This window comes from Micromonospora sp. NPDC127501, assembly GCF_040302185.1.
Taxonomy (GTDB): Bacteria; Actinomycetota; Actinomycetes; order Mycobacteriales; family Micromonosporaceae; genus Micromonospora.
In genome coordinates this window covers 153,596-166,316 of sequence record NZ_JBEORJ010000011.1, presented here as the reverse complement: position 1 = coordinate 166,316, position 12,721 = coordinate 153,596, and the positions used below count along the sequence as shown (strand labels likewise).

The 12,721-nt window shown below is 72.1% G+C and carries 12 protein-coding genes and 1 tRNA gene; 7 read left to right on the top strand and 6 right to left on the bottom strand.

Annotation, left to right across the window (positions count from 1 at the left end; all coding sequences use genetic code 11):
* Positions 1–91 precede the first annotated feature (91 nt).
* On the top strand, positions 92–1,423 hold the full coding sequence (locus ABTW72_RS24215) for an NAD(P)/FAD-dependent oxidoreductase (RefSeq protein ID WP_124857748.1): 1,332 nt from the start codon (positions 92–94) through the stop codon (positions 1,421–1,423).
* A gap of 110 nt (positions 1,424–1,533) precedes the next feature.
* Here ABTW72_RS24215 and ABTW72_RS24210 read toward each other — a convergent pair whose 3' ends face one another.
* A complete protein-coding gene (locus ABTW72_RS24210; RefSeq protein ID WP_350862066.1) occupies positions 1,534–3,393 on the bottom strand; it encodes a hypothetical protein in 1,860 nt (619 codons plus the stop codon).
* A 101-nt stretch (positions 3,394–3,494) separates the two neighbouring features.
* Between ABTW72_RS24210 and ABTW72_RS24205 the strand changes: the two genes are divergently transcribed.
* The 4 genes from ABTW72_RS24205 (at position 3,495) to ABTW72_RS24190 (ending at position 5,773) form a co-directional block, all read left to right on the top strand.
* A tRNA-Leu gene (locus ABTW72_RS24205) sits at positions 3,495–3,575 on the top strand.
* Positions 3,576–3,681: 106 nt separating this feature from the next.
* Positions 3,682–4,497: a Bax inhibitor-1/YccA family protein gene (locus tag ABTW72_RS24200; RefSeq protein WP_091394231.1), complete on the top strand. Its 816-nt coding sequence runs from the start codon at positions 3,682–3,684 to the stop codon at positions 4,495–4,497.
* A gap of 150 nt (positions 4,498–4,647) precedes the next feature.
* Positions 4,648–5,406: a Bax inhibitor-1/YccA family protein gene (locus ABTW72_RS24195; protein ID WP_350862065.1), complete on the top strand. Its 759-nt coding sequence runs from the start codon at positions 4,648–4,650 to the stop codon at positions 5,404–5,406.
* A 46-nt stretch (positions 5,407–5,452) separates the two neighbouring features.
* Positions 5,453–5,773, top strand: coding sequence for a hypothetical protein (locus ABTW72_RS24190; RefSeq protein WP_112582470.1), 321 nt, complete (start codon positions 5,453–5,455; stop codon positions 5,771–5,773).
* Positions 5,774–5,784: 11 nt separating this feature from the next.
* Here the strand turns inward: ABTW72_RS24190 and ABTW72_RS24185 are convergent, their stop codons facing one another.
* The 3 genes from ABTW72_RS24185 to ABTW72_RS24175 all read right to left on the bottom strand — a co-directional run bounded on the left by ABTW72_RS24185 (position 5,785) and on the right by ABTW72_RS24175 (position 8,986).
* Complete coding sequence (locus ABTW72_RS24185) at positions 5,785–7,047, bottom strand: acetyl-CoA C-acetyltransferase (RefSeq protein WP_112582469.1); 1,263 nt, start codon at positions 7,045–7,047, stop codon at positions 5,785–5,787.
* 77 nt (positions 7,048–7,124) lie between these two features.
* Positions 7,125–7,937, bottom strand: coding sequence for an SGNH/GDSL hydrolase family protein (locus ABTW72_RS24180; protein WP_350862063.1), 813 nt, complete (start codon positions 7,935–7,937; stop codon positions 7,125–7,127).
* Positions 7,934–8,986 (bottom strand): SGNH/GDSL hydrolase family protein, encoded by a 1,053-nt coding sequence (locus tag ABTW72_RS24175; protein WP_350862061.1) that lies wholly within the window; start codon positions 8,984–8,986, stop codon positions 7,934–7,936. Before ABTW72_RS24175 ends, ABTW72_RS24180 begins: the two co-directional genes overlap by 4 nt.
* 150 nt (positions 8,987–9,136) lie before the next feature.
* Here ABTW72_RS24175 and ABTW72_RS24170 point away from each other — a divergent pair, with 150 nt between their 5' ends.
* Together ABTW72_RS24170 and ABTW72_RS24165 are read left to right on the top strand one after the other, a co-directional pair.
* The gene (locus tag ABTW72_RS24170) at positions 9,137–9,493 is read left to right on the top strand and encodes a YkvA family protein (protein WP_030328742.1); all 357 of its coding nucleotides are present in this window, start codon (positions 9,137–9,139) and stop codon (positions 9,491–9,493) included.
* Between the two features lie 72 nt (positions 9,494–9,565).
* On the top strand, positions 9,566–10,936 hold the full coding sequence (locus tag ABTW72_RS24165) for a cystathionine beta-synthase (protein WP_210787667.1): 1,371 nt from the start codon (positions 9,566–9,568) through the stop codon (positions 10,934–10,936).
* 150 nt (positions 10,937–11,086) lie between these two features.
* Here the strand turns inward: ABTW72_RS24165 and ABTW72_RS24160 are convergent, their stop codons facing one another.
* Both ABTW72_RS24160 and ABTW72_RS24155 read right to left on the bottom strand, forming a co-directional pair.
* Positions 11,087–11,596, bottom strand: a complete 510-nt coding sequence (locus ABTW72_RS24160) for a GNAT family N-acetyltransferase (protein WP_350862059.1) — start codon at positions 11,594–11,596, stop codon at positions 11,087–11,089.
* Positions 11,593–12,522 (bottom strand): ribonuclease Z, encoded by a 930-nt coding sequence (locus ABTW72_RS24155; protein ID WP_350862057.1) that lies wholly within the window; start codon positions 12,520–12,522, stop codon positions 11,593–11,595. The genes ABTW72_RS24160 and ABTW72_RS24155 overlap by 4 nt, the downstream gene beginning before the upstream one ends.
* Positions 12,523–12,721 lie beyond the last annotated feature (199 nt).

Below are 12,721 nucleotides of genomic sequence, written 5' to 3'. Positions count from 1 at the left end.
TGAGGGTTACGCAGGTCACATGGGTTGTGCTCCGTCACAGATGGGGGGCGCGAGCGGGATTACCTGAGCAGGCCGGGGAAAGATAGACAACGTGAATCCGAAGCGGATCCTTGTGGTTGGTGCCGGGCACGTCGGTCTGTACGCGGCCCTGCGCCTGTCGAAGAAGCTCAGCTCCCGTGAGGCTGAGGTCATGGTGGTTGACCCCCAACCCCACATGACCTATCAGCCGTTCCTGCCGGAGGCGGCGGCGGGCAACATCTCTCCGCGGCACTCCGTGGTGCCGCTGCGGCGGGAGTTGCGGCGGTGCAAGATGGTGGCCGGCACGGTCACGCGGATCGAGCACGACCGCAAGGTGGCCACCGTGCAGCCGATCAGCGGCCCGGCCCGGGAGATCACGTACGACCACGTGATCGTGGCTCCGGGTTCGGTCTCCCGCACCCTGCCGATCCCCGGCCTGCACGAGCAGGGCATCGGGTTCAAGACCATCGGCGAGGCGATCTACCTGCGCAACCACGTGCTGGATCGCCTCGACGTGGCGGCCGCCACGCCGGATCCGGACGTCCGCCGTTCGGCGCTGACCTTCACCTTCGTCGGCGGTGGGTACGCCGGCATCGAGGCGCTCGCCGAGATGGAGGACATGGCTCGCGACGCCCTGCGTTACTACCCGGAGCTCAAGCAGGACGAGGTCCGCTGGGTGCTGGTCGAGGCCACCCAGCGGGTGCTGCCGGAGGTCGACCGGGACATGGGTGCCTACACCGTGCAGCAGTTGCTCAAGCGCAACATGGACATCCGGCTGGACACCCGCCTCGAGTCCTGCGTCGACGGCGTGGTCAAGCTCTCCGACGGTGACAGCTTCCGCTCCGACACGATCGTCTGGACGGCCGGTGTGAAGCCGTCGCCGATGCTGGACTCGACCGACTTCCCGCGCGACGACCGTCGACGGATCACCTGCCTGCCCACGCTCCAGGTGGTCGACGGTGACCAGGTGCTCGAGGGTGCCTGGAGCGCCGGGGACTGCGCCGCCGTGCCGGACCTGACCAAGGAGCCGGGCAACTTCTGCTCGCCGAGCGCTCAGCACGCGGTGCGCCAGGCCGCCCGGATGGCCGACAACATCGCGGCCGTGATCCGGGGTCGCGAGCCGGTGAACTACAAGCACAAGCACGTCGGCAGTGTGGCGAGCCTCGGCCTGCACAAGGGCGTGGCCCAGGTGTACGGGATCAAGATGACCGGTTGGCCGGCCTGGGTGATGCACCGGACGTACCACATGAGCCGGATCCCTTCGTTCAACCGCAAGGTCCGCGTGGTGGTGGACTGGTCGTTGGCGTTCTTCCTCAAGCGTGAGGTGGTCGCTCTGGGCCAGCTGCACGACCCGCGCGAGGAGTTCGTCGAGGCCTCCCAGCCGGTCGGCGCGCCCCGCGTCTGACCAGAGACCGACGCTGACCCCGTCGATCTTGCACTTCCGGATGCTGTAATGCACCTTCTGGTGCGTCTTGTCCGGACAGAAAGTGCAAGATCGGCGGGGTTTTCGTTGGTCTAGACCCGCCACGTCCAGGCGTCCGCGATGCGGGTGGGTGGGCCGTAGAGCTGCTCCAGGGTGGCGCGCAGCGCCTCGGCGTGGGGGGCGTCGTCGGTCAACGCCACGCAGGAGGCGCCCCAGAAGTCGGCGTCGCGGACGGCCTGGCGGCGCTGCTCGTCGCCGATGGCCGGTTGGTCGCCGCGCCGTGCGACATCCGCCAGTAGCGCGGAGGTGGGCTGTTTGAAGGTGCCCATCGCCGCGGTGCCGCCCCTCCCGTACGGGCCGATGAAGAAGCCTTCCGGCAGCCCGAAGCCGGCGTCGGCGGCGGTCGCCCAGCGCATCGGCCAGGGCTCCTTCGGGGTGGGCAGTGGCACCGGGACCAGCACCCCGCCCGACGGTACGCACTGCCGCCAGTGGCCACCGGTGATGAACTCCGGCACGGCGGGTCGTCCGGCGGTCGGCAGGGGGGTCGGGAAGATCGGCAGCAGCGCCACTCCGACGGCCAGGGGCACCAGCCGGCGCGCCCGACCGGAACTGCGCAGGGCCCGGTCGACAGCGAGCACCAGCAGCGTCGCGACGATCGGCAGCAACGCCAGGGCGAACCGCATCGGCAACGCCCCGTCCACCACCGGCAGCCCTCCGATCAGGGCGTACGGGCCGGGGATCGCCGTCCTGGTGCCGCCGAGCACCACCTCGGGGCCGAGCGAGAGCGCCCCCATCACCAGGCCCGCCGCGACGCAGGCGAAGACCAGGCGGCGTCGCCCCGCCCAGATCGCGCAGACCGCGGCGACCAGCAGCAGTGGCCAGCCGAGGAAGGTGTTGTACTCGGCGGGGCCGGTGGTCAGCCGGGCGGATTCGTCGCCGCCGGCCACCGACAGCGGCGAGAGCGCCCACCAACTGCTCAGGTCGGCCGAGAAGTACGCCGGGGTGAACATCCCGTCGGCGACTCCCTGCGGCCCGGCGAACTGGAACCACAGCGGGTAGCCGAGCACCAGCAGGGCGAGCCCGGCGGCGATCGCCAACCCGCCGGCGAACCCGGGGAGCGCCCGGCGGGCCAGGTCCCGGTCCGCCACGGCGTAGCTGATCGCCATCACCAGCAGCGTGATCGCGGCGAGGAAGAGCACCTCCTCGCCGATGAAGACCTGCGCGCTGATCACGCCGGCCAGCCCCGCCGCGGAGGTGAACAGCCGACGACGGTCCGGCCCGCTGGCTCGGGTGTTGCCGGCCTGGTCGGGGGCCCCGGGCCCCGGGTCGGCCGCCCGCAGCAGCCGGACCACCAGCCAGACGATCACCGGCACCAGCCACTGGGCGGTCATGTGCAGGTGACTGTTGGTCTGCGACACCATGCCGGGTCCGAATCCGCACAGCCCGCCGCCGAGTGCGGCGGCCACCCGGCGGACGCGCAGCGTCCGGTGGTAGAGCAGGTACCAGGCGAGTGCGGTGCCGGCGAGGTTGCCGGCGGCGAGCAGCGCGAAGGTGACAGGTGCGCCCAGCAGCAGGGTGACCGGCGCGAAGAGGACGCCGAGGGCGATCACCGTGGTGTTGGCCATCAGGTTCACACCGTCGGGAGCGTTGAGCCTGTCGGTGAGCAGGTCGAAGTCGCCGAGCAGCGCGCGGGCGTCCACCGCCAGGAACCACTCGTAGAGGGCCTGGTCCTCCGGGTTGAGCGCCAGAATGCGGGCGCCCGGCTCGGGCCACAGCCCGTGGGTGAGCCAGCCCGCCAGCAGCGCGAAGATCAGAGCGGCCAGCAGGTCCGCCCGGTGGCGACGGACGGCGGCCAGCAGCCGGGTGGCCCGGGATCGGCGGTTGACCTGATCGGCGAGGCGGAATGCCTGCTCAGGGGCGGCGTCGGGGGCCGTGGGGGCTGCGCTGCTCACGGCATCGACCCTAATGTGGCCAGGCCGGCGGGGTACGCCGGGTCGCCGCAGACCGGCTACGGTGACACTGCACCAGGCGTGTCGGCGCGCCGGTGCCACTCGCCCGGGTGGTGGAAAGGCAGACACGGCCGCCTTAAAAGCGGCTGCCGAAAGGCGTGCGGGTTCGACCCCCGCCCCGGGCACCGGTCGACTCACACATTCTCATTCGTGATCTCCAGGACTTGGCTGTGCCGTCTACTCTTGGAGGGCACGTTCACGTGCAAACGACCCCCTGAGGGAGGCCAGACAGTGAAGACCTCGAACCCGGTGCTCGCCCGGCTCGGCCAGGCGGCCGAGCGGGAGCGCTCCGCCGGGTACGCCCCGGCCGGGCCGTACGGACAGCCCGGCATTCCCCAGCAGTACCCGTCCCAGGCCGGATACCCGGCCGCGCCGCCGACCGTGGCGCCGATGACCGTCGACGACGTGGTCGTCAAGACGGTCGCTCTGCTCGGCATCCTTGGCATCACCGCCGCGGCCGCCTGGGTGCTCGTGCCCGACGCGCTGGTCGGTACCGCGTGGATCGGCGCGGCGGTGGTCGGCCTGGTCCTCGGCTTGATCATTTCGTTCTCCCGGATGGCCAACCCGGCGCTCGTGATCGCGTACGCGGTCGTCGAGGGTGTGTTCGTCGGCATGGTCAGCAAGGCGTTCGAGACGCGTTACGACGGCATCGTGCTCCAGGCCGCCGTGGCCAGCTTCGGCATCTTCTTCCTGATGGCGATGCTCTACAAGGCGAAGGTCATCCGGGCCACCCCGGCCTTCGTCAAGGGCATGATCGCGGTGATGGTCGGCCTCTTCGCCGTCATGATGATCAACCTGGTGCTGGCGCTGTTCGGCGTCAACACCGGTCTGCGTGACGGCAGCCCGCTGGCCATCGGCTTCAGCCTGGTCTGCATCGTGGTCGCCTCGCTGAGCTTCGTGCTCAGCTTCAAGGAGATCGAGGACGGCGTCCGGATGGGCCTGCCGCAGCGCTACTCCTGGGTGGCCGCGTTCGGCATCCTGGTCAGCCTGGTCTGGCTCTACATCGAGATCCTGCGCCTGCTGAGCTACTTCCAGGGCGACGACTGACCTCGTCCGCACTGCCGACCGGCGCCCGTCCCCACTCCGGTGGGGGCGGGCGCCGTCGTCCGCGCCGTTTGCCCGCCGCCGGCGGTCCGCCCGGGGCAGAGTGACTGCGAGGACACATGCCCTGGGGGTACGCGGGCGAAGGAGGCGGCGGTGCGCAGCAACAACCCGGTGCTCAACCGGCTGGACGAGCCCGGCCGGGTGGAGGCACGGGTGCTCGGCGCCCGCGACGTCGAGCCGATGACCGTCGACGACGTGGTGGTCCGTACCGTCGGGTTGCTGCTCGTGACCGGCGCGACCGCCGCGGTGTCCTGGGCGGTGATCCCCGACGCCGTGTGGCTGGGCGCCGCGTTGGCCGGCAGCGCGCTCGCCTCGATCGCGCTGGTCCTGGTCATCTCGTTGCGAGCGATCACCAACCCGGTGCCGATCGTCGGCTACGCGGTCCTCCAGGGCCTGCTGCTGGGGGTGGCGAGCCGCACCTTCGAGCAGGTCTACCCGGGCATCGTGGTGCAGGCCGTGGCCGGCACCTTCGGCGTCTTCCTCGGCATGGCGGCGCTCTACCGGGCCCGGGTGATCCGGGCGACGCCTCGGCTGGCCCGCCTGGTGATCGGCACCCTGCTCGGCATCGCCGTGCTCAGCGTGGTCAACCTGGTGTCGTACCTGATCTCCGGGCGGCCGGGCCTGGAGGTCTACAGCGTCAGCGGGGAGGTCGGCTGGTTGCCGTACGCCTTCTCGGTGGTGGCCATCATCGCCGGGGCGTTCAGCTTCATCCTCGACTTCGATCTCGTCGAACGCTCGGTGCGCGACGGCCGAGCCCGTCGGTACGCGTGGCTGAGCGCGTTCGGCCTGCTCACCGGGTTGGTCTTCCTCTACTGGCAGTTGCTGCGGCTGCTCAGTTACCTGCGCCGCTGACCGGCCCCACCCGGCGCGGTCGGTGTCGGCCGTAGACTCGGCGGCGATGAGCGCAGCGGAGTTGGACAAGGCCGTGCAGTTGCTGGTCCGTCAGATCGCGCACTGGCAGCAGCCCCGGTGGGCGGCGGTCGCGACCGCCGGCAACGTGTCCCGCGCCGACCTGGTGCACCGCCTGGTGCAGGAGGTCGCCAACCTGGCCGCCGACGCCGAGGGGGAGCCCCGTCGGGTGGTGCCCCGGCTCGACAACGACCTGGCCCTACCCGATCAGCTGCGGGTGGTCACGGCGGACCTGCTGGCCGCCGACCCGGGGGACGAGGCGCTGAGCCGGGCCGCCGCCGAGGTGACGGCGACCCGCAGCGCGCTCTGAGGCAGCTCGGCTCAGTTGAGCCGTTCGAGCACCATGGCCATGCCCTGGCCACCGCCCACGCACATGGTCTCCAGACCGATGGTCTTGTCGTGCCACTCCAGTGCGTTGAGCAGGGTGCCGGTGATCCGGGCGCCGGTCATGCCGAACGGGTGGCCGACCGCGATGGCCCCGCCCATCACGTTCAGCTTCTCCTCCGGAATGCCCAGCTCGCGGTAGGAGGGGATGACCTGCGCGGCGAACGCCTCGTTGATCTCGACGAGGTCGACGTCGTCGATGGTCATGCCGGCTCGGCGCAGCGCCTGCCGGGACGCCTCGACCGGCCCGAGACCCATGATCTCCGGCGACAGGGCGGTCACACCGGTCGAGACGATCCGGGCCAGCGGGGTGAGCCCGAGCTCCTCGGCCCTCTGGGCGCTCATCACCACCACGGCGGCGGCGCCGTCGTTGAGCGGGCAGCAGTTGCCGGCGGTGATTCGACCGTCCGGGCGGAACACCGGCTTCAGGCCGGCGACCGCGTCGAGGGTGACGCCGGCCCGGGGCCCGTCGTCGGTGCTCACCACGGTGCCGTCCGGCGTGGTGACCGGGGTGATCTCCCGGGCCCAGAAACCGTCGGCGATGGCCTTCTCGGCGAGGTTCTGGCTGCGTACGCCGAACTCGTCCATGTCGGCGCGGGTGACGTCGTACACCTGGGCCAGGTTCTCCGCGGTCTGCCCCATGGTCAGGTAGATGTCGGGCAGTTCCCCGGCCTCACGCGGGTCGGTCCACACCTCGGCGCCGCCCTGTGCGCGGCGCTTCGAGCGCTCACCGGCCGGCCCGAAGCGGGGGTTCTCCCAGCCGCCGCCGACCAGGGCCTGCGCCTCTGGCGGTAGCCCGTCGGAGCTGCCCCGGGCGTAGCGGGAGACCATCTCCACCCCGGCGGAGACGAACACGTCGCCCTCGCCGGCCCGGATCGCGTGCATCGCCATCCGGGTGGTCTGCAACGAGGAGGCGCAGTAGCGGGTCAGCGTGGCGCCGGGGACAGTGTCCAGACCGAGGAGGGTGGACACCACCCGGGCCATGTTGAAGCCCTGCTCGCCGCCGGGCAGGCCGCACCCGAGGTAGAGGTCGTCGATCGTGGTCGGATCGAGCGCGGGGATCTTGTCCAGCGCGGCCTGGACGATGGTCGCGGCGAGGTCGTCGGAGCGGACGTCGCGCAGGGACCCCTTGTGCGCCCGGCCGATGGGGGAGCGGGCGGTGGCGACGATGACGGCGTCGCGGGACGACTCAATCGGCATGGACCAACGTTAACCCGCCGGTAACATGGCGCGGAAGAAGCCGGCGCGGCGGGAAATGTCACCCTGGCCGGGACGATCTAGCGCCGGGTCGTGGCCGCCGCCGCGGCGACGACGGCGGGCAGCAGCGCGTGCGCCCACACCCGGTAACCGTCGGCGGAGGGGTGGAAGCCGTCCTGGCAGAGCGTCCCGGCGTCGGCCCGGAACACCGGCCCGGTCTCGGTGGCCAGGTCGACCACCGAGCCGCCCGCCTCCAGCACGGCAGTGGTCTGCGCGCGGGCCACCCGACGCCCGGACCAGCCGACCACCTGGCGCAGCGGAGGTGCGATGGCACGCACCGCCCCGAGGTCGGGGCAGGTGCCCACCACCACCTCGACGCGCGCCTCACGCAGGCGGTGCACCGCCGCGCCGAGATAGGCCGCCGCGTCGGAGGGCCTGCGCAGCCCGGTGGCGTCGTTCGCGCCGATCAGGATCAACGCCACGTCGGGCCGCTCACCGAGCAGGGCCCGGGCCACCTGGGTGGCGAGGTCCGTCGAGCGGGACCCGGAGACGCCGACGCTGGACAGGTGCACCCGGCGGCCGGTCGGGCCCTCGGCGAGCAGGTTGGCCAACTGCCCGCCGATGGTGTCCTCCAGACGGTCGACACCGACGCCCAGTGCCGACGAGTCGCCCAGCAACACCAGTCGCAGCGGGGCAGCGCCCGCCCGGCCGATCGTGGCGCGCAGGGCCAGGCCGAGCTCCGGTTCGGCATAGCGTCGGTGCCGGGCGATGAACGCCTCGCCAGCGAGGACGGCGGCGCCCCCGACGGTGCCGGCGAACAGCGAGATCGCCGCCGCCCGACCCAGTCGGCCGGCGAGGCCGGAGGTCACGCTCCGCGCGCTGCGCTCGTTCATGCCAGTCCCTCCACTGTCGAGGTGCCCGAGGCGGGCCCGTGCTGCGGCACCGCGCCGACACCGAAGAACGCCCGTCGGCGCAGCTGCGCCCACCGGCCTGCCGGCCCTCGGTCGCGGCCCCGGACCTGGACGCCGCTGACCTCCGTGCCGGCGTGTCGAGCCGCCTCCTGCGCGGCCTTCGGCAGCGACCGTACGCCGTCGCCGAGCGTCGGTGTGGCCCGTCGTTCCGGGGTCGCGCCGAGGGCGGAGAGCATCGTCGGCAGGAGTGCGGCGGCGGCCATCGCGTACCCCTCGGCGGAGGGATGGAACCGGTCCCAGGCGAACATCCGGGTCGGCTCGGCCGCGAACCGGGGGCCGAGCAGGTCACCGAGGGAGACCGTCCACCCGCCCGCCTCGACCACGGCCACCGTCTGAGCGGCGGCGAGCTGGCGGCTCCAGCGGTGCGCCAGCCAGCGCAGAGGTGGCTGGATCGGACGGATCGCGCCCAGGTCGGGGCAGGTGCCGACGACCACCTCGCACCCCGCGTCGCGCAGGGTGTGCACCGTCTCGACCAGATAGCGCACCGCCAGGCCGCGCGGGGTGCGGTTGGTGATGTCGTTGCCGCCGATGAGGATCACCGCGATGTCGGGTTGGCACTCCAGCGCCGCCTCCACCTGGTGGCGCAGCGCGGCCGAGATGGCGCCGACCACCGCGAAGCGGTGCAGCTGCACCGGCCGGTGCAGTCGACGGGACAGGCCGGTGGCGAGCAGCGCCCCGGGCGTCTCCCGACGGCGGTGCACCCCGTAGCCGGCCGCCGACGAGTCACCGAGCACGACCATGGTGAGCGCCGGACCGGGGAACTTCGCGCCGTACATCCCGTCGCAGCGGGGCGGCGGCGCCTCGGCCATCGGGATGGTCCGTCGAGCCTGACGGGCCTGACCGACCAGCACCCCGCCGGTCGCCACCGCGGCCGCCGCGGTGGCGCCTGTCCCGATGGCGGCCAGCCGGACGAACCGCCGGGCCTGCCGCCAGCGCTCACCACCGGGTACGACGGAATGTGCCACCCCCATACCGCGACATTATCGCGCTGGCCCGACACACCGCTGTCGTCGTGACGGCACCCGGGTGCCTGGAAACCGACGCGACGGGGTACCTGGGTTCCAGAGGCCGGCCGACTTGCGCCGACCCGCCACGCTGATCCGGCGGAGAGGAGCGCGACGATGGGTAAGACACTGAAGCGCAGCGCGGCGTTCACGGCCCTGGCGCGGGCCCTGGCGGCCGGGGCGCGCAACGGGCCGTCGATCGGCACGCGGTTGGCAGCGTTGCCCCGGATGATCCGGGCCACCGCCAAGGGGGAGTACGACGGCGGCCTTCGGCTGGCCCTGATGACCGCGGCGACGGCGTACATCGTCTCGCCGATCGACCTTCTCCCGGAGATCCCGCTGGCGATCTTCGGGCTGGCCGACGACGCGGTCATGGTCACCTGGTTGGCCGGCAGTGTGCTCGCCGAGACCGACCGGTTCCTGGAGTGGGAGGCCCGCCGCAGCTCCGTCATCCCCGGGGGGCTGGTGCCCTGACGACACGTACGCTGGGCGGTGAGCAAACGTCTTCCCGGCCGCCACCGCCGGCGCCGCAACGAAGGGCACACCGTGCAGTACTACGACAACGTCGTCGACATGATCGGAAACACCCCGCTGGTGCGTCTGCGTAACGTCACCGAGGGCATCCAGGCCACCGTGCTGGCCAAGGTGGAGTACGTCAACCCGGGCGGCTCGGTGAAGGACCGGATCGCGCTGCGGATGGTGGAGGACGCCGAGGCCGCCGGCCTGCTCAAGCCCGGCGGCACCATCGTCGAGCCGACCAGCGGCAACACCGGCGTCGGGCTGGCCCTGGTGGCCCAGCTCAAGGGCTACAAGTGCGTCTTCGTCTGCCCCGACAAGGTCAGCCAGGACAAGCAGGACGTGCTCCGGGCGTACGGCGCCGAGGTGGTGGTCTGCCCGACCGCCGTCGCGCCGGAGGACCCGCGCTCGTATTACAACGTCTCCGACCGGCTGACCCGGGAGATCCCCGGCGCCTGGAAGCCCAACCAGTACAGCAACCCGGCCAACCCGCGCTCGCACTACGAGACGACCGGCCCGGAGCTGTGGAAGCAGACCGACGGCGAGCTCACCCACTTCGTGACCGGCGTCGGCACCGGCGGCACCATCTCCGGCATCGGCAGGTACCTCAAGGAGGCGTCCGAGGGTCGGGTGCGCATCGTCGGGGCCGACCCGGAGGGCTCGGTCTACTCCGGCGGCACCGGCCGGCCGTACCTGGTGGAGGGCGTCGGCGAGGACTTCTGGCCGGAGACGTACGACAGGGGTGTCGCCGACGAGATCGTGGAGGTCTCCGACAAGGCGTCCTTCGAGATGACCCGGCGACTGGCCCGCGAGGAGGGGCTGCTGGTCGGCGGTTCCTGCGGAATGGCGGTGGTCGCCGCCCTGGAGGTCGCCCGCCGGGCCGGCCCGGACGACGTGGTGGTGGTGCTGCTGCCCGACGGCGGTCGTGGCTACCTCTCCAAGATCTTCAACGACTCGTGGATGGCCCGGTACGGCTTCCTCGACAACTCCGGCGCAGAGCCGACGGTGGCCGACGCGCTGGCCAGCAAGCCGGGCGGGCTGCCCGAGCTGGTGCACGTGCACCCGACCGAGACCGTCCGCGACGCGATCGACTACATGCGCGAGTACGGCGTCTCGCAGCTGCCGGTGCTCAAGGCCGAGCCGCCCGTGGTGACCGGTGAGGTCGCCGGCTCGATCGCCGAGCGGGACCTGCTCGACGCGCTGTTCACCGGGCAGGCCCACCTGCACGACACGATCGAGCGGCACATGGGCGACCCGCTGCCGATGATCGGTGGTGGTCAGCCGGTGAGCGAGGCGGTGGGCATGCTGGAGAAGTCCGACGCCGCCCTGGTGCTGGTCGACGGCAAGCCCAAGGGCGTGCTCACCCGCCAGGACCTCCTGTCCCACCTGGGCGCCCACTAACCCCCCACCCCCAACCCCCACCTGGTCGATCATGGAGTTGTGATGGTGTGCAATACGGGCATCTGTGCCTAAAGCGCCCACCGCAACTTCATGATCGACGTGATCGGGTGGGGCCCGGGGTGGGGTGGGGTGGCCTGGGCTGGGCGCTGGTCAGAGGGGGCGGGTGTAGCGGAGTTGTCGGGTCGGGGCCGACCCGATCGCCTCGTCGCGTTCGTCGCCGGTGGGGGTCCAGCCGCCGCGCTCGTAGAACGAGCGGGCGTGGGCATTGTCCCGCAGCACCCAGAGCACGCCACGCCGCCAGCCCTGCGCCCGCATGGCGTCCAGGGCGTCCACCATCAGGGTGCGGCCGACGCCGCGGCCCTGCTCGGCCGGGTCGAGGTGGATCGCGTTGAGCAGGCCGGTGGCGGGGTCGTCCTCGTCGTCCGGGCCCAGGTGGCTGAACCCGACCAGCGCCCCGGCCCGCTCGGCCACTGTCATCCGGTGGGTGTCCCGCTCCCAGATCCACCGCTCGACCCAGTACCGCCCCATCGCCTCCGGTGTCGGGTCGGCCAGCGCCTCGGCCGGCAGGAAGGCGGAGTACGCGGCGACCCGGGAGCGCTGGTGCAGGGCACCCACCGCCATCAGGTCGCCTTCGGTCGCGGGGCGGAGCGTGACGGTCACCCGGCCGAGGCTACCCGGCGCGGCGGGAGCTGCACCGTGGTCAGATCCTCGGCGATGATCAGATCGCCGTCGAAGTGCGCGCGCGCCTCGTCGTGGAACCGGCGCGGGTCCGGGTAGCGCTGGGAGAAGTGGGTGAGCACGAGTCGGCGTACCCCGGACTCGGTCGCCACCCGGGCTGCCTGCGCCGCGGTCAGGTGGCCGACCTCGGCGGCGAGCGCGGCCTCCGACTCCAGGAACGTCGACTCGATGACCAGCAGGTCGGCGTGCTCGGCGAGGGCGTACACCCCGTCGCAGAGGCCGGTGTCCATCACGAACGCGAACCGCTGCCCCGGCCGGGGCACGCTCACCTCGGCCCGGGTGACGCGGCGCCCGTCGAGGTCCAGGTGCCCGACGCGGATCAGCTCGCCGACGGCCGGCCCGGCGATGCCGTACGCGGCCAGCTTCTCCGGCAGCATCCGGTGCCCGTCCGGCTCGACCAGCCGGTACCCGTACGTCTCGATGGGGTGCCGGAGCCGGCGTGCCTCCAGGGTGCCGCAGCGCAGGGCGATCCGCTGCCCGTCCGCCTCGATGGGCTCGACCCGCAGCTCGGCGGTCTCGTGGAAGGAGGTGGCGTACCGCAGCCGGGCGAAGTATTCGGCGCCGCCGGAGGGAAAGTGCACGGCGACCGGGTGCGCGACCCGGTCCAGGGAGAGTCGCTGGATGGTGCCGGGCAGGCCCAGGCAGTGGTCGCCGTGGAAGTGGGTGACGCAGATCCGGGTGAGGTCGGTGGCGGTGACCGTGGTGTGCAGGAGCTGACGCTGGCTGCCCTCACCCGGGTCGAAGAGGATCACCTCGTCGTCCCAGCGCAACACGTACCCGTTGTGGTTGCGCTGACGGGTCGGCGCCTGGCTGGCCGTCCCCAGCACCACCAGCTCGCGCATGGACATCGCCACTCCCGCGGATATGGAGCGACCCCCGGGGCGCTCCGCGCATGTGCGCGGGCCGGCTGGACTTGGCCGGCACCCCGGGGGTCGGGTGGCTGTCGTGGATTCGCCGCACCGCTGCCACACGGTCTCGACGATGGTGCTTTTTGCCCGCCTCGCGGCAGGCCGATCACTGTCGAGGACAGCGGCTAGCTGACAGCCA